The sequence below is a fragment of the Maricaulis maris genome, assembly GCF_036322705.1.
GTDB lineage: Bacteria > Pseudomonadota > Alphaproteobacteria > Caulobacterales > Maricaulaceae > Maricaulis > Maricaulis maris_B.
Window position 1 is genome coordinate 322,308 of the sequence record NZ_AP027270.1, and the last position, 21,092, is coordinate 343,399.

Annotated in this window: 13 protein-coding genes; 8 read left to right on the top strand and 5 right to left on the bottom strand. The window is 63.0% G+C overall.

Features of this window, described 5'->3' with window-relative positions:
* Positions 1 to 135: 135 nt before the first annotated feature.
* Positions 136 to 3,078, top strand: coding sequence for a TonB-dependent receptor plug domain-containing protein (locus AAA969_RS01480; RefSeq protein WP_338242853.1), 2,943 nt, complete (start codon positions 136 to 138; stop codon positions 3,076 to 3,078).
* A 197-nt stretch (positions 3,079 to 3,275) separates the two neighbouring features.
* On the opposite strand, the gene AAA969_RS01485 is transcribed toward AAA969_RS01480, so the two are convergent.
* A complete protein-coding gene (locus AAA969_RS01485; protein ID WP_338242856.1) occupies positions 3,276 to 4,532 on the bottom strand; it encodes a TetR/AcrR family transcriptional regulator in 1,257 nt (418 codons plus the stop codon).
* Between the two features lie 264 nt (positions 4,533 to 4,796).
* Here AAA969_RS01485 and AAA969_RS01490 point away from each other — a divergent pair, with 264 nt between their 5' ends.
* From AAA969_RS01490 to AAA969_RS01500, 3 genes are read left to right on the top strand one after another with little or no spacing between them, the layout of a single operon-like run.
* Complete coding sequence (locus tag AAA969_RS01490; protein WP_338242860.1) at positions 4,797 to 5,843, top strand: phosphotransferase family protein; 1,047 nt, start codon at positions 4,797 to 4,799, stop codon at positions 5,841 to 5,843.
* 44 nt (positions 5,844 to 5,887) lie between these two features.
* On the top strand, positions 5,888 to 6,718 hold the full coding sequence (locus tag AAA969_RS01495) for an SDR family NAD(P)-dependent oxidoreductase (RefSeq protein ID WP_338242861.1): 831 nt from the start codon (positions 5,888 to 5,890) through the stop codon (positions 6,716 to 6,718).
* A complete protein-coding gene (locus tag AAA969_RS01500) occupies positions 6,718 to 7,494 on the top strand; it encodes an acyl-CoA thioesterase (protein WP_338242864.1) in 777 nt (258 codons plus the stop codon). The genes AAA969_RS01495 and AAA969_RS01500 overlap by 1 nt, the downstream gene beginning before the upstream one ends.
* A gap of 79 nt (positions 7,495 to 7,573) precedes the next feature.
* Here the strand turns inward: AAA969_RS01500 and AAA969_RS01505 are convergent, their stop codons facing one another.
* Positions 7,574 to 8,710, bottom strand: coding sequence for a DUF3089 domain-containing protein (locus AAA969_RS01505; protein ID WP_338242868.1), 1,137 nt, complete (start codon positions 8,708 to 8,710; stop codon positions 7,574 to 7,576).
* A gap of 41 nt (positions 8,711 to 8,751) precedes the next feature.
* Entirely contained in the window at positions 8,752 to 10,515 is a 1,764-nt protein-coding gene (locus AAA969_RS01510; protein WP_338242871.1) for a class I adenylate-forming enzyme family protein, read from the bottom strand.
* Positions 10,516 to 10,739: 224 nt separating this feature from the next.
* Here AAA969_RS01510 and AAA969_RS01515 point away from each other — a divergent pair, with 224 nt between their 5' ends.
* Positions 10,740 to 12,779 carry a 3-hydroxyacyl-CoA dehydrogenase NAD-binding domain-containing protein gene (locus tag AAA969_RS01515; protein ID WP_338242874.1) on the top strand — a complete coding sequence of 680 codons (2,040 nt, stop codon included), beginning with the start codon at positions 10,740 to 10,742 and terminating at the stop codon, positions 12,777 to 12,779.
* Here the strand turns inward: AAA969_RS01515 and AAA969_RS01520 are convergent.
* The gene (locus AAA969_RS01520) at positions 12,776 to 13,963 is read right to left on the bottom strand and encodes a CaiB/BaiF CoA transferase family protein (protein ID WP_338242876.1); all 1,188 of its coding nucleotides are present in this window, start codon (positions 13,961 to 13,963) and stop codon (positions 12,776 to 12,778) included. The two genes, AAA969_RS01515 and AAA969_RS01520, sit on opposite strands and share 4 nt — an antisense overlap.
* Positions 13,960 to 14,430 carry a MarR family winged helix-turn-helix transcriptional regulator gene (locus AAA969_RS01525; RefSeq protein ID WP_338242878.1) on the bottom strand — a complete coding sequence of 157 codons (471 nt, stop codon included), beginning with the start codon at positions 14,428 to 14,430 and terminating at the stop codon, positions 13,960 to 13,962. The genes AAA969_RS01520 and AAA969_RS01525 overlap by 4 nt, the downstream gene beginning before the upstream one ends.
* A 411-nt stretch (positions 14,431 to 14,841) precedes the next feature.
* On the opposite strand from AAA969_RS01525, the gene AAA969_RS01530 reads away from it, so the two are divergent.
* From AAA969_RS01530 to AAA969_RS01540, 3 genes are all read left to right on the top strand, one after another.
* Positions 14,842 to 17,361 carry a TonB-dependent receptor gene (locus tag AAA969_RS01530; RefSeq protein ID WP_338242880.1) on the top strand — a complete coding sequence of 840 codons (2,520 nt, stop codon included), beginning with the start codon at positions 14,842 to 14,844 and terminating at the stop codon, positions 17,359 to 17,361.
* Between the two features lie 127 nt (positions 17,362 to 17,488).
* Positions 17,489 to 19,465 (top strand): tetratricopeptide repeat-containing sulfotransferase family protein, encoded by a 1,977-nt coding sequence (locus tag AAA969_RS01535; protein WP_425325020.1) that lies wholly within the window; start codon positions 17,489 to 17,491, stop codon positions 19,463 to 19,465.
* Positions 19,462 to 21,084 (top strand): BCCT family transporter, encoded by a 1,623-nt coding sequence (locus tag AAA969_RS01540; protein WP_338242883.1) that lies wholly within the window; start codon positions 19,462 to 19,464, stop codon positions 21,082 to 21,084. Before AAA969_RS01535 ends, AAA969_RS01540 begins: the two co-directional genes overlap by 4 nt.
* Positions 21,085 to 21,092 lie beyond the last annotated feature (8 nt).

Sequence of the window (21,092 nt, forward strand, 5' to 3'; positions counted from 1 at the left end):
GCAGTGCAGTGACGATTTACCCTGTAAGCACTAGCTATCTGACTACCAGCTCCTTGACTTGCCAAAATCCGATTGTTCTAATCGAATATGCGGTATGCAAAAAAATAGTGCGGCCGCGCAGTCTGGGAGGAAAGTATGACTGTCAAAGGTCTGATGCGTGCGAGCAGTGCGCTGACAGCCCTTGCCGTGATGGCAAGCGCGTCGGCAGTGTCCTACGCACAACAGGACGATGTGATCATCGTGACGGGTTCCGTCATTCGCGGTACCCCGGAGGACGCGGCCCTGCCTGTCGATGTCCTCTCTGCCGAAGAGCTCGCGCGTCTGGGCAATCCGTCACCGGTCGAGCTGATCAAGGCGCTGCCGGTTTCGAGCGGTGTGATCGGCGATACCAACCAGTTCGACAGTCGCTCGCAGGCGACCGAGGGCATGGCGTCGGTCAACCTGCGTGGCCTGAGCCCGCAGCGGACACTCGTTCTGCTCAACAACCGGCGATTGGTTCCGGCGGGGACGGGGGTCCCGTTTGTCGATCTCAACCTTCTGCCGGCTGCCGCAATCGGCCGCATCGAGATTCTCAAGGACGGCGCCGCAGCGATCTACGGATCGGACGCAATCGGCGGCGTGGTCAACTTCATCACCCGCTCGGGCCAGGAAGGCTTCCGCTTTGGCGGCGACTATTCCTTCATCTCGGACACGGATGGCGATTACACCCTGCAGGGCAGCTTCGGTCACCAAGGCGACAATATGCGCCTGTTGATCGCGGCCGGCTATCAGCACCGTTCCGAACTGCTGGCACAGGATCGCGACTTCGCGGTCCAGCCCTTCGAGGCCAACCCTGAGGGTGGCTGGACGGGCGGTGGCAATCCCGCAACCTTCCTGCCGCTCGGCATTATCCCGGGCGTTGGCTTCGGTCCGATCGGTGGCCTGCGGGCCGACCCTGACTGTGAAGTCCTGGGCGGTTTCGTCACCACCGCCGGCTGGTGCCGGACCCAGTACACCGGCTTTGATGCGCTGGTCGAAGAAGAGGACCGCTACCAGATCTGGGGCGAGCTGGGCATTGATCTTTCCGACAATGTCGAATGGGAAATCAGCCTGCTCTACGGCAATGACGAGGTGCCGCACTACCGGACCTCGCCGATGTACATTCTGACCCAGTCGCCGTCGGTCAGCGTTGGCGGCTCACCAAGCGGGTTCGTGGTGCCGGCCAACAATCCTGGCTTCATCCAGATGGTCACCGAGAATCCGGGTATCGTTCCGGCCGGGACCCTGGCGGCTCTGTTCCCGACCCTGCTTTTCCGTCCGCTTCTGGCGGGTGGCAACCCGGCCTTTGCCGGCAATCCGGACAATCTCGGGTCCTCAATCGGCCTGCGCCAGAATGAGAGCTTCCGTATTTCAACCGGGCTCAATGGCGAGTTGAACGACACCACCTCGTTCGATTTCAACGTCACCTATCACCGCTATGAGCGCTACTATGATGGCTATGACAGCTTCGGAGATCGCGTCCAGCTCGCGCTCGGCGGCCTGGGCGGCCCGAACTGTAATCCGGCAACGGGTACGCCCGGTGTCGGCGGCTGTCTGTGGCTGAACCCGTTCGGCAACCAGGCTCCGACCAATGCGGTTACCGGCGCCGAGCGCCCCGGCTCCGAACCGAACCAGAACAGCGCCGAGCTGATCAACTGGTTCTTCGTGCGCGGCTCGACCACGCTGGAGACCGAGTTGTTCGTGGCCGAGGGTACGCTGAGCGGCGAGACCGGGTGGGAGCTGGCCGGTGGCCAGGTCCTCTATGGTTTCGGCGGCCAGTACCGCCGCGAGACCTATTCGGCCGTCTATGGCGACAACAATAACATCGCCGTCAATCCCTGCCGGGACACGCCGGTCAATGGCAACACCACCTGCGACCCGCAGACGGGTGCCTGGGGCTTCCTCGGCTCCAACGCCAATGGCGACGCGGATGGTGATGTCTACGCCCTGTTCGGCGAGCTTCAGCTGCCGGTCACCGACGATTTCAATGTCCAGCTGGCCGCACGCTATGAGGATTATGGCGGGCAGACCGGCTCGACCTTCGATCCGAAGATCACGGCGCGCTGGCAGATCACCGAAGGATTCGCCCTGCGCGGCTCTGCCGGTACCACCTTCCGCGGCCCGCCGCCGCAGCAAACGGTCAACAGCAATGTGACCTCGCTGCAGGTGATCGCGTCCAGCTTCCGCCCGGTCGACGTGTTCGGCAATCCGGCCCTGGCGCCGGAATCGGCCACGAACTTCTCGGTGGGCGCGCTGTTCGCGACGGATAACTTCACCGCCAGCGTGGACTATTTCCGCTACGACATTCAGGACACCATCAATACCGAGCCGCTCTCCGGCATGGTCGCCACAATGTTTGCTGATCCGGCGAATTGTACCGACCCGGCCTTCGACGGTCTGCGGGAACGCTTCCAGTTCAATGATGGTGGTGGCGTGCCGGGTGCTGGCACTTGTGCGGCCGCCAATATCGCCCGGGTTCGCACCCAGGTGGTCAATGGTGGCGACCTCACCAGCTCCGGTCTCGATTTCATCCTGAACTATGATTTCGGTGCGGTGCTCGGCGGCGACATGAATGTCGGCCTGACCGCGACCTACATGCTGGGCAATGAGCTCGGTGATGAGGTCGTGGAAGGCATCACGGTCCAGCAGGGCTTTGATGGCGTCGGCTTCATGAACTTCCAGACCACCGCCTATCCGGTGCCGGCCTGGAAGGGGCGGGGCTTCGTGGAGTACACGATTGGCAATATCGATACCCGTCTCACCGTGACCTATTCGGACAGCTATCGTGACCAGCGGGCTGATCTCGGGACCGGGCCCTTTGCCCCGAACCCGTATCTCCCGGGCAATCCGGTGCTGATGCAGGGGGCGACGGTCGACAGCCAGCTGACGACCGATTTCAACCTGCTCTATCACTTCGGTGACGCAACGACCTTCTCGTTCACGGCCATCAACCTGACCGACGAGGATCCGAGCTTTGCCCGTCAGGACTACAACTACGATCCGTTCACCGGTAACCCGGTCGGCCGGATCATCCGGGTCGGTTTCAACACCGAATTCTGATCCGTCAGATCCGGACCGGACGAGGGCTCCGACCGCTTGGTCGGGGCCCTTTTCTCTGGCTTGGGTCTCAGCGCAATCGCCCGTTTGTTCCCGGCGCCGCCCACATCATTTCCAGAGCAAGGCACACGCATGGTCCCTTGCACCCCTCACTGCCCAAGCTGCGAGGCGTTCGTTTCGTGGCGGTCCTGGTGGTCGGGTCAGCCCTGATAGGGCTTGGGCGGAGGGGAGAACAGGCCATAGGCCAGCGTCGAGGCATAATAGGCGAAGGCAGCGGCCGGCTCGACGCCCTGGATCCAGTCGCGCAGGTCATAGGCCGAGTTCAGGGCGCCCATGATGGCCTGGCTGGCGACCAGCGGGTCGACCGGACGTACCGAGCCTTCGGTGATCCCGTCGATCATCATGCCGGCAAAGCGACGGGCCATGCGGTTGGAGCGCTCAAGCACGTCATTGCGCAACTCGGTCGGCAGGGCCTGGAGTGCGGTCGTGCGGAGCAGCGGGAACTCACTGTAGAGCTGGACATTGAGCAGGGTCGCCATCGAGGACGACAAGCGCTGCCACTGGCTGCCGCCGGCCTTGGTGGCGGCGCGCTGGACCAGCGAGACCCGGCCATAGGAGCGCCGGAAGCATTCCAGGACCAGCTCGTCCTTGGCTTCAAGGTGATGGTAGAAGCTGCCCTTGGTGACATTGAGCTCGGAGGCGATCTGCTCGACCGAGGCCCCGCGATAGCCGCGTTCGTTGATCAGGAAGGTGGCGGCGCGGGCGAAATTGCCCGGCATCCCCTCGATCCCGACCCGCAGCTCGGACTCGTTGATTGGCAGGAGCTCCGGCGTCCAGGCCGCGCCCTTGGGGGCGATGCCGTGTTCGAAGATCTCGATCATCCGGTGGATGACGCGGTCATAATCGCCGGTGGAATATTGCGACAGCCAGGCCGGCAGCCAGAACATGTTCTGGACGAGAACATGGGCCCGGATCGTCCCGAGGATCTTGTCCTCGACCGATTTCGGTGCATCGAAAAACGTCCGCAGCTTTCGAAAAACCTGCACATAACGCGTGGTGAGCTCGCTGCCATAGGGCTCGTTGAGGGCGCGAATATCCGAGATGACCGCGATCGGCCGTTCGACCTCGGCATTGATCCGGGCCTGGAGATCGAAATTAAGCCGGACATAGCGCTCGACCCGTGCTTGCGGTGTCGGTGCTGTCGCAGCTTCGGCAACCAGCGCCTCGATCCGCTCGAGGGCACGTTCGAGCACGGCCGCGGCGAGCAATTCCTTGCGCTTGAAATAGTAGGTGATGCTGGTGGTATTGAGTTCGACCAGCTGGGCGACGTCAACAAAGGTCATCCCGCGCACGCCATGCCGGTTGATCAGCGTGGCGGCGGCGTCGAGGATGAGCTCGCGCTTCTGGTGGAAGCGGCGTGTCTTCGCCGTGTCCATGTCTTTGGGAGTCGCATTCATATCATTCGCTTAGCAGAGTTTGGTGATATCGTCACGCGATCGCGCAACCGCTCTGCCTTGGGCCCCTTCCCGGCGAGATAGCAAATCCGGTATGGATCGATCCGGTCCATGAGTTGCGCTCGAAATCATTGTCTTGAAACGATTTCATGTGCGGTTTGCAAGTCTGCCACAGAGCAGTCTAACCATTTACCGAGGAAACGGTATGGACTAGTTTTGCTGCACCGCGGGATATCCGCCTTCTGCCTTGCACACCCGGGATGGACCATGACTGCAGCGCCTGACGCATCGCCGCGCGACGACATCGACCTCAATCGCCTCGAAGCCTGGCTGAAGGGTGAAATCGAGGGTCTGCAGGGGCCTTTGCGCCTGACCAAGTTTCCGGGCGGGCAGTCCAATCCGACCTATCGCCTCGACGCCGGAGGCGCGGCCTACGTGCTGCGCCGCAAGCCCTTTGGTCCGACCTTGCCGTCGGCCCATGCCGTCGACCGGGAGCATCGTCTGATTGCCGCGCTCCATCCGACCGGATTCCCGGTCGCACGGCCTCTTGCGCTGTGCGAGGACGACAGCGTCATCGGGTCGATCTTCTATGTCATGGAACTGGTTGATGGTCGCTCACTCGCTGACGGATCGCTGCCCGGCGAGACACCGAGGGCGCGCGGCGAGATGTATCGCGCACTGACTACCGCCCTCGCGGCGCTTCACAGTGTTGATCATGAGGAAGCCGGTCTCGCTGACTATGGCCGTCCGGGCAATTATTTCGAGCGCCAGGTCGGTCGCTGGACCAAGCAATATCGCGCCGCCCAGACCGACGATATTCCCGAGGTCGATGGCCTGATCGAATACCTGCCGCGCACCGTGCCGCAACAGACCCGCACCTCGATCATTCATGGCGACTACCGCATCGACAATGCGCTGTTCGAGCCGGACGGCACCCGCATCAAGGCAGTGCTGGACTGGGAGCTGTCCACGCTTGGCGATCCGCTGGCCGATTTTACCTATTACGCGATGCAATGGGCCATGCCGACCGGCGATGGCGGTGCCGGGCTGGATGGCGTCGACTTTGCTGCGAGCGGCATTCCGACGCTGGACGAGACTGTTGAGCTCTACTGCCAGCTCACCGGGCGCGATAGCGTGCCGACGATGGACTGGTATTTCGCCTACAATCTCTTCCGCCTGGTCGGCATCGTCCAAGGCATCAAGAAGCGGATGATTGACGGCAACGCTTCAAGCGACAAGGCGGCGGCCACGGTCGCTCGGCTCGAGCCGCTGGCAATACGGGCATGGGAGTTTGCGCGCCGGGCCGGCGCCTGACACAGCTCGGGGTCAGAGCAATGAAATCCGATGGGGGAGGGACAATGTCCATTTTCAGTCTGGCGGGAAAGACCGCCCTTGTCACCGGCGCCGCTTCCGGTATCGGCCGGGCCTCTGCCCTGCTGTTCGCCGAGGCGGGGGCTCGCATTGTCGCCTGCGACCGGGCCGATGCGGTTCGCGAAACCGTCGAGGCCATCGTCGCGGCGGGCGGTGAGGCCGAAGCCGTTATCATGGATGCCGGCGATGAGGATGACGTCGCGCGTGCCGTTGCCAGAGCCCTCTCGGTCTATGGCCGGCTTGATGTGGTCTACGCCAATGCCGGCATCACCGGCGGTTTGCCGGAATTCTTCGACACGACGGCGGAGACCTGGGCGGATGTACTGCGGATCAACCTGATCGGGCCCTTTCTCGCCATCAAGCACGCGGCACCCGCGATCATGAAGGCCGGTGGTGGCTCGATCATCTGCACAGCCTCGGTTGCCGGGCTGCGCTACGGCGCCGGACCCGTTGCCTATTCGGCCTCCAAGGCCGGGGTGATCAACCTCGTCCAGCACGCCTGCCAGAGCCTGGTCGGGATCAATGTCCGGGTTAACGCGATCTGCCCGGGGCTCACCGAAACCGGTATGACGAAGCCGCTCTACGACCAGGTCCGCGCCGTCGGCAAGGAGGACCGGATCGGTCAGCTCAACCCGCTGCAGCGCGGCGGCGAGCCGGAAGAGATCGCGGCCATGGCCCTCTTCCTCGCATCGCCGGCATCCAGCTATGTCAATGGACAGGCGATCGCCGTTGATGGCGGATTGTCGACCTCCCATCCCGTGGCGCCTGCGACGCAGAACGCCGTCAGGAAAGCCCTCGCCCAGCTCAAGGACGATTGATGTCGTTACCCCAAATCCTCGCCGCCGCCACGACCGGCGACGACACCCTGACCGCCGTCATCCCGGATACCTGGATGCAGGGTCGGACCGCCTATGGTGGACTGTCCGCCGCGATCGCGCTGGAAGCGGCGATGCGTTCGCAGGACGAGCTGCCTCCTTTGCGCTCAGCCCAGATCGCCTTTGTCGGACCACTCGCCGGGGAGGTCACGGTGAAGACCGAGCTCCTACGTCGCGGCCGGACCGCCGCCTTTATCGAGGCCAATGTCTATGGCGACGGCAAGCTGGGGCTGAAGGCGCTTTTCGTCTTCATGATCGGGCTCGAGTCGAGCATCGACTACGCCGCCGCTGTGAAGCCGGACGCGCCTGACCATGCCAGTGCAGCGCCGGCACCGACCCATCCGGATCCCAAATTCTTCACCAATAATCTGGAATTCCGGCACGCCCTGCCGATCGAGCAGCGCCATACGCCGGACTTCCTGCGCTGGGTGCGGCTGAACGAGCGGGGCGGGCTGCACCCGATGGTCGAGATGATGGCCATTGGTGACGCCATGCCGCCCGCCGCCATGGCATTGTTCGACAAGCCGGGTCCGATCAGCTCGATGACCTGGCAGGTCAATCTGCTGACCGATGCCCCGGTTACGACGGATGGCTGGTGGCTGACCCGCTCGACGGCGGATCTGGCGCGGCACGGTTCGTCGAGCCAGGTGATGCAGGTCTGGAATGCCGACCGTGAGCCGGTCATCACTGGTATGCAGAGCGTCGCCATTTTCGTCTGACGTGAAAGCGGGGCGGATCGTCTGATCCGCCCCGCGTCCGTCAGCCACCCCAGCCCCGGGGCGGTGTCCTGTGACCGGTTTACTCGCTGTAGGCGTCGGCCTGGCGGGCAATGAGGTCGATCAGATCGCCTTGGGCAAGGCCGACATCAAGCAGGTGCAGGCCCCAATCCGCGAGGATCGTGCCATTGACCACCACGTCGCCGACAATGTCGTCGACCCGCGGATCGCTCGGGTCACCCGTCACGGTGATGGCGAGATAGCTGCCGTGTTCATTGTTGACACACTGGCCTGTCAGCATCCCGGGAATCTGGACGAAGTCCGTTGTGATCTCGGCGCCGCCCTCGACCCAGGGGGTGGGCTCGGCGGATGAGGTGAAGGCGCCGCCCGCCGACAGATAAGCATTCAGTGCAGCGTCACCATTGCCCACGAGGTCGGCCGGGTTGGTGCAGGCAACCTCGACGGACGGGTCCTCCAGATTGCCGAAGCGCGCGCCTTCCGGCGGCGGCGCGTCGGCGCGGAAAGAGACATAGCTGATCAGGCAGCCGGTCTGGTCGGCGGACTGGCAGGTCGGCACGGACTGGAAGGCGCCGCCGACGCGTTCGCCTGGCGGCAAGGCGACATTGTAGCCGATCAGCATGGCGGACAGCATGCGCTCCTGGATCGGCTGGCCATCAATCAGGCGAGCGACCAGCGGCTCCAGCATGCGTGCGCCCTGGGAATGTCCGATCAGGACGAAGGGGCGCCCGTTATTGTCATGCTCGAGATAGTGCTGGAAGGCAGTCTGAACGTCGAGATAGGCGGTCACGCCATCAACCTCGACCGGTTGACCGGCCATCATGGTCCGCAATGCGGTCAGGGTGATCTGGCGATACATCGGAGCGAAGGTCCGGCAGACTTCGCCAAAGCGCGCGAACTGGGCCGAGATCACACTGTTTTCCTCGGTATTCGCGATCATGTCCGAATTCGGTGTCAGATCATTGGACACGGTCGGATAGACGTAGAAGCAATCAACCCCGGGATCACTGGCGGCCGTGAAGGCATCGACGCGGGTCGACCCGTCCGCTTCCACCACCGTGCTGTCGAGGTCGACGGTGCAGGCGTCTTCCCGACCGGGCCGGCACAGCCAGGCGTCGGCGGCGTCGTAGTCGGGGGCTGAATAACCGGGTGGTTGGGCGAGCAGGCTGGTTCCCGCCATCATGAGTGTTGCGATCAGCATTGTGTGTCTCCCGTTGAAAGGGCCGGTTGATCCGGCTCGGTTCAGGCGTGTTCCTTGGCAAACAGAGGTCTCAGCTCGGTCTTGATGATCTTGCCATTCGCATTGCGCGGCAGGGTCTCGTCGGAGAACAGGATGCGGACCGGCGTCTTGAAGACGGCGAGGCGTTCGCGAACCCAGGCCTTGAGTTCGTCCTCGCTGGCGCTGGCGCCGGGAGCGAGGTGGACCACAGCAGCCGGCTCTTCGCCGAGGGTGCGATGCGGGATGCCGACAAGGGCGGCGTCGGTGACGGCCGGGTGCGCGTAGAGAACATTCTCGACCTCGGTCGAATAGATGTTCTCGCCGCCCCGGATGATGATGTCCTTGGCGCGGTCGACGATGAAGCAGAAGCCTTCCTCATCGAGCCGCGCGAGATCGCCGGTACGGATCCAGCCATCCTGAAACGTCTCGGCTGTCGCCTCGGGATTATTCCAGTAACCAGCGACGATCTGGGGTCCGCGCGCCCACAGTTCCCCGACCTCGCCGACGGGGAGCTCACGGTCGCCCTCCGGCGACATGATGCGCAAATCGGTGACAGCGACCGGCGGTCCACAGCTGTCCGGACGATTGAGGTAATCCTCGGCTGAGTGGCTGGTCGCGGTGCCGGCGGTCTCGGTCATGCCCCAGCCATTGCCGGGCAGGGCGCCGAACACGTCGCGAATTTTTCGGACAAGATCGGGCGCCGACGGGGCGCCGCCATAGGAGACGGTCTCCAGCGAGGACAGGTCATACTTGTCGCGATCCGGGTGCTCGATGAGCTGCCAGGCGATGGTCGGAACGCCGCCGGTCATGTTGACCTTTTCGCGCTCGATGATCTGGTAGGCTTTCACCACATCCCATTTGGCCATGAAGACGAAGGCGTGACCGGCAAACATACCGCCCATCAGTCCGGCATTGCAGGCGGTGACGTGGAAGAGCGGTATGACAGTCAGCATCACCTTCGGCGTCGGCGCCGGTGGCGTCTCGCCGCGTCTCAGACAGGCCCGGGCAGCGGCATAGGAAGAGGACAGGATATTGGTGAGGATGTTGCGGTGGGTGCCCAGCGCGCCCTTGGGATTGCCGGTGGTCCCGCTGGTATAGAAGATCGTCGCGGCGTCATCCGTATCGATGTCGATATCCGGCAGGTCGCCATCGGGCAGCCCGGCATAACGATCCGGCGTGCCGATCAGGTCTTCGAGGCGGCGGGCCGGTGTGGCTGGTGGCGTGTCGCAGCGGCTGACCAAGATATGGGCCAGATCGGGCAGGCCCGACATCTCCGGCGCGATCCTGTCCCAGCGATCTGCATCGCAGATCAGCGCTTTTGCGCCTGAATTGCTGAGGCCATACGCCAGCTCCGCCCCGGTCCACCAGGCATTGAGCGGGACCACGACGGCACCGAGGCTGGTGATGGCGAAAAAGGCGACAGGCCATTCCGGGAGGTTGCGCATCGCGAGCCCGACACGGTCACCCTTGGTGATCCCCATCGCGGCGAGTTCTGCGGCGAGGGCGCGGGTCGCGCGGAACCAGGCCTCATAGCTGACCCGCTCGTCCTCGTGGATGAGGAATGTCTGCTTGCCATGGCTGCGGGCGTGGCGAGCCAGGTCGGCAAGGCTGCCGAGGGCATGTTTCCAGACCCGGGTTTCGATACCGCGAACCCGTACGGTTTCCATCTCGAACCGGGTTCCGGGCGCGCACAAGCGTGCCCGTGCCTGTTTCAGCGTGCAGGCCGGCCAGTTGGCTGGAACGCCTGACCCGGCGGATGCGGTGCCCGCCTCTGTGCTGTTTTCCATCCCCGACGAAATCCTGTTTTCGGTTTGCTGTTCTATTTGTTGTCTGGACGATAGTGGTGAACCTTATTTATCACAAGCGCTCAGCATATTGGTCTGGCACCCGGCGTGGTTGCCTACTATATCGAATGCAGGGTATGCAGCCTTTCGCAGCGGCCTACTGGCCTGTTCAGGCTATCAAGCGGCACAGTCAAGCGCCCGGTGAGGGCTGAAAAAAGGAGATGGGGATGTCGGTTATCAGCACGCGCAAGGATGGGGATGTTCTGGTCGTCACGTCCAAGAATCCGCCGGTCAATGCGCTTGGTCAGGCTGTCCGTGCAGGACTGGCCGACGCGATCGCCCAGGCCGCTGCCGATGACACGATCAAGGCCATCGTGATTACTTGTGAAGGCCGGACCTTCTTTGCCGGTGCCGACATCACCGAGTTCGGCAAGCCGCCCGTGGGCCCGTCACTGCCCGAAGTCATCGACGCCATCGAGGCGAGTGCCAAGCCGGTCGTTGCCGCCATCCACGGCACCGCGCTGGGCGGCGGGCTGGAAGTGGCGCTCGGGTGTCATTACCGGATCGCGGCCGCGTCGGCCAAGCTCGGCCTGCCCGAAGTGAAGCTCGGTCTCCTCCCCGGTGCCGGCGGAACCCAGCGACTGCCGCGCGTCGTCGGTGTCGAGGCGGCGCTGCCGATGGTGGTCAAGGGTGACCCGATCCCGGCCGCGACCGCCGAGCGGATTGGCCTGGTGGACAAGCTGGTCGCCGACGATCAGCTGACCGAGAGCGGGGTCGCCTTTGCGCGCAGCGTAATCGGTGCATCCAGTCATCCGGTCTCTAGCGCCCGCACCGACAAGATCGACACCAGCCTGGGTGACGCCTTCTTTGACGAGTTCCGCAAGACCGAGTTGCGCCGCCTGAAGGGTTTTGAGGCACCTGAAGCCTGCATCCAGGCCGTCCGCGCGGCCATTGACCTGCCCTTCGCGGACGGGATCAAGCGCGAGCGCGAACTGTTCGGTCAGTTGATGACAGGCACCCAGTCTGCGGCCTTGCGCCATGTCTTCTTCGCCGAGCGAGCGGCCAGCAAGATTGACGGTATTCCGGCCGATACGCCGGTGCTCCCGATCGCCAAGGTCGGTATTCTCGGTGCTGGTACCATGGGCGGCGGCATTGCCATGAACTTCCTGACGGCGGGTATCCCGGTTACCATTCTTGAGCGCGAGCAGGCGGCTCTGGATCGCGGTGTCGCGATCATCCGCAAGAATTATGAGCGCTCGGCCGCGCGCGGCAAGTTCACCACTGATCAGGTCGCCCAGTGCATGGACCGCCTGACCCCGACCCTCGAGATGACAGACCTGGCCGATTGCGATCTCGTGATCGAGGCGGTGTTCGAGCATATGGAGGTCAAGAAAGAGGTCTTCACCAAGCTCGATGCGATCGTGAAGCCGGGGGCCATCCTCGCCTCGAACACCTCCTATCTCAATGTCGATGAAATGGCCGCGGTGACCAAGCGCCCGGAATATGTACTCGGCCTGCATTTCTTCTCGCCGGCCAATGTGATGCGCCTGCTTGAGATCGTGAAGGCCGCCAAGACCGCTCCGGCCGTCCTCAAGACGGCCATGGCGCTGTCCAAGAAGATCGGCAAGGTCGCGGTCGTGTCCGGGGTCTGCCATGGCTTTATTGGCAACCGCATGCTGTCGCCGCGGCAACAGGCGGCCAACGCCATGCTGATGCAGGGTATCGCGCCGTGGGCAGTCGATGACGCACTGACCGATTTCGGCATGCCGATGGGCCCGTTCCAGATGGCCGACCTCGCGGGTCTGGATCTGGGCTGGGACAAGGCGAACTCAAAGGGCGAGACCATCCGTGATGTGCTCTGCGAGCGCGACCGGCGGGGCCAGAAGACCGGCAAGGGCTTTTATGACTATGACGAGAACCGTCGCCGGACGCCGTCCAAAGAGGTCGAGGAGATCATCGCTGCCTTCGCTGCCAAGTCTGGTGGGGCCGCGCAGTCCTTCACGTCCGAAGAGATCCGCGACCGGCTGCTCTTCCCGATGGTCAATGAGGGCGCCAAGATCCTCGACGAGGGTATGGCCCAACGTGCCTCCGACATCGATACGGTGTGGATCAACGGCTATGGCTGGCCGGCCTATACCGGCGGACCGATGTTCTGGGCCGACACGATCGGTCTCGATACGGTTGTTGCCGGTCTGAAGGCCTTCGGCCACGAAGTCTCGCCTTACCTCGCCGACAAGGCGGCCAAGGGCGAGCGTTTCAACGGCTAGCCTTTGGCGGGCCAGCCGCCTTGTCGCAAGCCTGCCTTCACGGCCTCGGTGTGCTCACCGGGGCCGGGGGCTCGCGTCGTGGCGCCGGTTTCACTGCCGGTCATCCGGATGGGTGAGCGCAGGCCCGGAATGCCCTCGGAGGCAATCGCCATGCCGCGGTCCCGGACCTGCGGGTCGTCAAAGGCTTCAGCGACCGTATTGATCGGACCGCCGGGCACGCCATTGGCTTCCAGCAGGTCGAGCGCCTGCTTGCGGCTGAGGCTGACCAGCTTGTCGCTCATCAAGGCAGTCAGCGGGGCCCGATTGGCGACGCGTTGCGCATTCTTGCGGTTCGCGGCCAGCACATCGGGGTCGAGGCCGAGCGCTATCGCGAGGCGTTCGAACTGGCCGTCATTGCCGCAGGCGATGATGATGTGGCCGTCGCGGCAGGTGAATTCCTGATAGGGCACGATCGACGGGTGGGCATTGCCGATCCGGCGCGGCGCGACTCCTGTCGCGAAATAGTTCAGCGCTTGATTGCCCAGCACGCCGACCATCGAGTCCAGCAGTGACATGTCGATGTGCTGGCCCTGTCCTGTCCGCTCGCGCTGGGCCAGGGCGGCCTGGATGGCGATGGTGGCATACAGGCCGGTGAAGATGTCGGCAAAGGCGACGCCGAGGCGTTGCGGCGGGCCGTCAGCCTCCCCGGTCAGGTCCATGATGCCGCTCATGGCCTGGATGGCGAGGTCATAGCCGGCCCGGTGGGCGTAGGGGCCGGTCTGACCGAACCCCGTGACCGAGCAATAGACGAGGCGCGGGTGATCGGCGGCAAGGCTGGCATGGTCAAGCCCGTATTTGGCCAGCCCGCCGACCTTGAAGTTCTCGACCACCACGTCGGCGTCAGCGATCAGGGCGCGGACGAAGTCCAGATCCTCGGTCTTTTGGAAGTCGGCCGTGACCGAGCGCTTGCCGCGATTGCAGGAGTGGTAATAGGCGGCTGCCCGTCCGCTCTCGTGCTCAATCCAGGGTGGGCCCCAGGTCCGGGTATCGTCCCCGGACGGGCTCTCGACCTTGATCACATCGGCCCCGAGATCGGCCAGCGTCTGACCGACCCATGGGCCGGCGAGGATGCGGGCGAGTTCGACAACCTTCAGCCCGGCAAGGGCGCGTTCCGGCGGCGCGCTCATGGCCGGGTCGTCGTTCATCGGTTGATCTCGCCGGTATCGAGGAAGGGGGAGGCGTCGAGATCTTCGGCGTCCATCAGTTCGGCAATTCGCTGGAGCGAGGCAATCAGCATGTTCTGCTCCCAGGGCTGCAGCTTGCGGAATGATCGCAGAAAGCCGGCCTGGAGCAGCTCGGGTGCATTCTCGGAGGCGGCCTTGCCGGTCTCGGTCAGGCGAGCGGTCACGACGCGTTTGTCGGTATCGCTTTTCACCCGTTCGACCAGGCCGGCATGGGTCAGTCGATCGAGGATCGAGGTGATCGTGGCCTGGCTGAGCGACACGGCCCGCGCGATGGCGCTGGGAGACAAGTCGCCACGCTTGTAGAGGGTGTCGATGACGACCAGCTGCGGGGCGGTCAGGCCGGTGGCTTTCACCAGCCGTTTTGATTGAAGGTCGATGGCGCGGGTTATGCGCCGCAGGGCCACAAGAATTTCGTCGTGATCGCTCATGCCGCTCGCCTGTTGAGGGTCCGTTTCCGATGTACCCGCAGCCCACGATCTTTCCAACATGTTTGAGTGTGGCTGCGGATCGATGTTTTGTTCGATTTCGAATGACCTGTTCGGCAAACCTGGTGGACTGATGTCCGGCGGAATTTACCAAAACCTGTCACATTCATGTAACGGTGTAAATATAATGCTTTTAAGACAGTGTGTTGTGGCCTTTCTGGGGCGATGCGGGGCGCATTTGGAGCTTTGAGCTCAAAGTTTCAATTCGAAGCATGGTGGTCAGTTCGTATCTGAAACTCTACACAGCCGTTCAACCGTAAAGCCACAAGGGACTGTCATCACGTCATGCTGAAGCAACGGGCACTTACCTCAACGATTCTGACTGCAGCCACGCTGTCGATCGCCGGAGCCGGAATGGCTGCCGCGCAGGTCGATGTCATCACCGTGACCGCGACCAAGCGCGAGCAAAGCACCCAGGACATTCCGGTCGCCGTTCAGGCGCTCGGCGAAGAGACGCTGGAAGAGCTCCGTGTCGATGTCTTCACGGACTACCTCCAGCAGCTGCCCGGTGTCACCGCCGGCGGTAGCGGCCCCGGCCAGAGCACGATCTATATCCGGGGCCTCGCCTCGACGACTCCGAACCTGACCACAGCCGGCGTTGCCGGTCTCGCGCCGAACGTGGCGCTGTATCTCGACGAGCAGCCGCTCTCGCAGCCGGGTCGTAACCTTGACGTCTACGCCGCCGACCTGCAGCGCGTCGAGGTCCTGTCGGGCCCACAGGGCACGCTGTTCGGCGCCTCCTCGCAGGCCGGTACGGTGCGTCTCATCACCAATCGTCCGGTCATTGGTGAATACTCTGCCTCGACCAATTTCGGTGTCTCCTTCACCGAAAACGGTGAAATGAGCAACAAGGTGGAAGCCGTGGTCAACCTGCCGGTTGCCGACAATTTCGCGCTTCGCGGTGTGGTCTATGTCGACAATCAGGGCGGTTATATCGACAACGTGCCGGGCACGCGTGACGCGTCCGAATCGGCGCGCTTCCGCTCGGCCGGGACTGTCCGCGCCAATGGCGTGCCGGTTTCGGCGACCCGTGAGGGTTTCCAGGCGGGTGACGACCTGTCGGGTGTGAACTTCCTTGAGGCCAACAACTCCGGTCTGCTGGAGAAGGATTTCAACGACACGACCTATGCCGGTTTCCGTCTGAGCGGCCTGTATGACTTCAATGCCGACTGGACGCTGACCGTGTCGCACGCCCGGCAGCGGCTGGAGTCGGAAGGCGTATTCTTCATGGATCCCGAACTGGGTGACCTGGAAATCCAGCGCTATGAAGCCGATGAGATCGAGGACAGCTTCCATAATACAAGCTGGACCGTGGAGGGCCGTCTCGGCGCTCTGGAAACCGTCTATACCGGCGCTTACACCGACCGCGAGACCAATCAGCGGATTGACTACTCCGACTATCTCTTTGTCGGCCAGTACCTGCCTTACTACATCTGTGACGGATCAGTGTCCTATCCGGGCGGTGCTCCGGCCGGAACCTGTCAGGCCCCGAACCTGTTCGTGGACTCGGTGACCAATACCGAGGTCTTCACCCAGGAGCTGCGCTTCAATACGCCGGAAGACGCGCGCCTGCGGGCCACGTTCGGTGGTTTCTACTCCAGCCTGACGCTGACCGAGCGCAATGACTTCACCTATCCGGGCTCAACCCAGGTCGATGGCTTCGGCGTTCAGACCGGTTTCTCGCCGAACTACCCGTTCACCACGGGCTTCACCTCGGATGCCGGGCCCTTCCCGCCGGGCGTGATCTTCCGCAACGATGTGGAGCGCACGGACGAACAGCTGGGTATTTTCGGTGAAACGACCTTTGATCTCACCGATACGTTTGCGGTGACGCTGGGGGCTCGCTACTACGACATCGAGGTTGACTTGGAAGGCAGCGCGAACGCGTCTTTCTGTAACCTGTTCCAGCCCGACGTTGATGCCTACGGCACTGATATTTCCGACCTCTACAATGGCGACGGCGAAGTCACTTTCCGCGGTTCTTGCGATCCGGCAGACCACATCACCTATACCGCAGACACCGTCGACGCCTCGACGCCGGCATCCGTGGTGGCTGCCTTGCAGGCCCCGGATGCAGCCCGCACAGACGGCTTCATCTTCAAGCTGACAGGGACGTGGACGCCGGCCGAAGGCCTGCTCTTCTACGGCACCATCTCCGAAGGCTTCCGTCCGGGTCTGCTCAATCGTCCCGGCGGTGCCGCGGGTCCCGGTGGCTATACCGTTCCCTTCGCGCTCGATACCGATGATGTGACGAATTACGAGTTCGGCTGGAAAACCGACATCTTCGACAACCAGGTGCGTTTCAACGGCAGTGCCTTCTTCGTCGAGATCGAGCGTCTCCAGACCACGATCTTTGACCCGTCGATCACCAACCTCTTCTTCTCGGACAATGCGGCCAATGCCGAAATCCGTGGCCTTGAAGGTGATGTGACCTGGGCTCCGGCCTCGATCGAAGGGCTGACTGTCACCGCGGCCTACTCCTTCCTCGACACCGAGATCACCGAAGTCCTGACGCCGACCAATGACGTCCTGGTCGGGTCAGAGCTGGCCTTTGCCCCGAGCTACCAGTTCAATATCCGGGCTCGCTATGAGTGGTTCCTGGAGAACGGCTACACGGCTCACTTCATGCCGCAGATCGTTGTCTCCGATGACTCGGTCAGCGATGTGATCGAGATCAACAAGGCCGACATCGAAGGTTACACCACGCTGGCCCTGTCGGCCGGCATCACGGCAGACAACTGGTCTGTCGAGCTGTTCGCCGACAATGTGACCGACGAGCGTGGCGAGCTGGCGAACAATTTCGTCTTTGACCGCGAACGTGTGACGGTCATGCGTCCGCGGACCATCGGTGTTCGCGTCGGTGTTCAATACTGATCATCGGTTGCGACCGTTGAACCCGTATCGATAATGGAAGCGCCCTCGTTTGATCGGGGGCGCTTCACCGTTTTCAAGAACGGAGACGCACCACGTGCCCGAGGCGACTGACGCCACCGACGATCTGATGCGGACAGCTCAGGCTCACATGTATGAGGGCCGGTTCGACGCCGCGCTCGAGACGGTCCTGCCGCATCTCGAGGCGCAACCGGACGACCAGGACGCACTTTACGTGGCCGCCGTCTGCGAACGCTATCTCGGGCACCCGGATGCGGCGCGGCGCCACTTGCAGGCGCTCAAGCGCGTTGCCCCCGATTTTGGCCGTGGACATCAGGAAGAAGGCCATCTCTTCCGTGCCGAGGGGGATGGCGAGCGGGCTTTGAGAGCCTATCAGCGCGCCTGTCAGTTCAATCCGGCGCTTACCGCCAGCTGGCGGGCCCGGGCCGACTTGCTGACGGCGTCGGGCCGCCGGGCGGAGGCCGCGATGGCGACCGCCCAGGCCGACAGGATCGAGGCCTTACCGCGTGAACTCGTGGCGGTCACCCATCTCCTGCATGAAGGCAAATTGCTCAAGGCGGAGCATTTGTGCCGCGCCTTTCTCCAGAAAACGCCGCACCATGTCGAGGCGATGCGCCTGCTGGCCGAGATCGGCTCGCGCTTTGGCGTGCTGGAAGATGCGGATTTCCTGCTCGAAAGTGCGATCGAGTTCGAGCCTGACAATACCCAGCTTCGGCTGGATCACATCCAAGTCCTGCGCAAGCGCCAGAAGTTCACGGCCGCCCTTGAACAGGCCCGGTATCTCTATGAACGCGACCCCGACAGTCCCATCTTCAAGTCGCACTACGCGATCGAATGCATGCAGACCGGCAGCTATGATGAGGCGCTGGCACTGTTCGAGGAAATCCTCGCCATTCTCCCGGAAGATCCGGCGACGCTGACATCGCGGGGGCATGCGCTGAAAACGCTGGGGCGCCAGGACGAGGCCGTCGCCAGCTACCGGGCGGCCTTCGCCACAAAGCCCGATCATGGCGATGCCTATTACGGTCTGGCCAATCTCAAGACGTATCGATTCTCCGACAGCGAAGTTGAGGCCATGCAGGCCCTCGAGGCCAGCCCTGATCTCGCTTTCCAGGATCGCGTCCATATCAGTTTCGCGCTCGCCAAGGCCTTCGAGGATCGCGACGAGATTGCCTCCGCCTTCGACTTCTACGAGCGCGGCAATACGCTCAAACGCGTCCAGACCCGCTATACAACCGAGCAGATGCGGGCCGAGCTCGAGATGCAGGCCGAGATTTGCGATGCAGCGCTGTTCGAGGCGCAGGCCGGTAAGGGGGTTCCGGACCCCGATCCGATCTTCATCGTCGGGCTGCCGCGGGCGGGTTCAACCCTGCTGGAGCAGATCCTGGCCTCGCATAGCCAGGTCGACGGGACCCTCGAGCTGCCCAACATCCTGGCGCTATCCCACCGGCTGCGCGGCCGCCAGAAGCTGAGCGACAAGACCCGGTATCCGCGCGTCCTGCACGAGCTGACAGCCGAGCAGTTACAGGCGCTGGGGCAGGATTATCTCGACAATACCCGCATCCACCGTGCCGGCGCACCGCGCTTCACCGACAAGATGCCGAACAATTTCCGGCATATCGGCCTTATCAAGCTGATCCTGCCCAATGCCCGCATCATCGATGCCCGCCGGCATCCGATGGCCTGCTGCTTCTCCGGCTTCAAGCAATTGTTCGCGGAGGGCCAGGAGTTCACCTATGGCCTTGAGGAAATCGGGCACTACTATCGGGACTATGTCGCGCTGATGGATCATTGGGACCAGGTTCTGCCGGGCCAGATCCTGCGCGTGAACTACGAGGACGTTGTCGCCGACCTTGACGGGCAGGTGCGTCGGATCCTCGATTATTGCGGTTTGCCCTTCGAGCAGGCCTGCATCGACTTCCATGCCACCGAGCGTGCGGTCCGCACGGCCAGCTCGGAACAGGTTCGCCAGCCTATTTTCGACAGTGGCGTGGCGCAGTGGAAGAAATTCGAACCCCATCTCGATCCGCTCAGGCGTGCGCTTGGCGACGAGCTCCTGGCCAATGCCGGACAAGGGACGTCATGACCAAACGTTTTTACAAGACCGATTATGAGACCGGGCAGGACAATATCTCCTGGTTCGGGCTGGATGTGCACAATCCTGTCTTCTTCATCGCTGCCGTATTGATGCTGTCCTTCGTCGGCGCCGCGGTTGTCGCGCCGGAGACGGTATCCGTGATGCTGTTCGCGGCGCGTGACTGGGTTCTGGAGACGTTCGACTGGTTCTTCGTGCTCGGGGTCAATATTGTCTTCGTGTTCTGTCTGGTGGTGCTGGTCTCACCGCTCGGGCGCCTGCGGATTGGCGGCAGCGAGGCCAGGCCCGACTTCTCGACTCCGTCCTGGCTCGCCATGCTGTTCTCGGCCGGCATCGGTATCGGTCTGATGTTCTGGGGGGCAGCCGAGCCTCTGGCCTATCACACGGACTGGTTCGGTACGCCCCTGGGCGTGGAGCCGGGGACGGAAGCCTCGGCCCGGCTTGCGCTCAGCGCGACCATGTTCCACTGGGGTCTCAACGCTTGGTCGATCTATGCCGTTCTTGGTCTGGCATTGGCCTATTTTGCTTTCTCCAAAGGCCTGCCGCTGACCATGCGGTCCGCGTTTTATCCGCTTCTCGGCGAACGCATCTGGGGCTGGCCGGGGCATCTGATCGACATTCTGGCGGTGATCGCAACCCTGTTCGGTCTGGCAACATCGCTCGGCCTCGGGGCCCAGCAGGTGGCCAGCGGGCTCGACTTCCTGTTCGGCATTGATCCCGGCATCATCACCCAGATCATCGTGATCGGCTGCATCACCTCGATCGCCATCCTCTCGGTCGTCCGCGGCCTTGATGGCGGCGTGAAGGTCCTGTCCAATATCAACATGGTGATGGCGGGCGTCTTCCTGCTGTTCATCTTTATCGTCGGGCCGACCGCTGTGATCGCCAGCGGCTTCTGGGTGAACACCGTGGATTATGTCCGCGACTTCCTGCCGCTTTCCAACTGGGTCGGCCGTGATGATACCGAGTGGTTCCACGGCTGGACGATTTTCTACTGGGCCTGGTGGGTGTCCTGGTCGCCCTTCGTCGGCATGTTCATCGCGCGTGTCTCCAAGGGCCGGACGGTGCGGGAATTCCTGACCGCCGTGATCTTCGTACCGTTGCTGATCACCATCGCCTGGTTCTCGACTTTCGGTGAAACCGCGATCTTCCAATATGAAAACGGGATCGGGGAGCTGGCCGACGGCGTCGGTGAGGTTTCGCTGGTGCTTTTCCAGATGCTCGACCATCTGCCCTTTGCCGCGATCACCTCCTTCCTCGCCATCGTCCTGGTCTTCGTCTTCTTCGTGACCTCCTCGGATTCCGGGTCTCTGGTCATCGATTCCATCACCGCGGGCGGCAAACTTCATGCCCCGGTTCCCCAGCGCATCTTCTGGGCGACGATCGAGGGTCTGGTGGCTGCAGTCCTGCTCTATGGCGGCGGCGCCCAGGCGCTGCAGGGCCTGCAGGCCGGTGCGATCACGGCGGGTCTGCCGTTCATGGTCGTACTTTTGGTGTGCTGTTACAGCCTCTGGAAAGGCCTGTGGTCGGATCTGCGGGCGCAGCGGGCGCTGGAGGCGGCACGCAAGGCCGCGACCGCGTCTGGGTCAGACGCAAACGCGAAGGCTTGAGTGAGCGC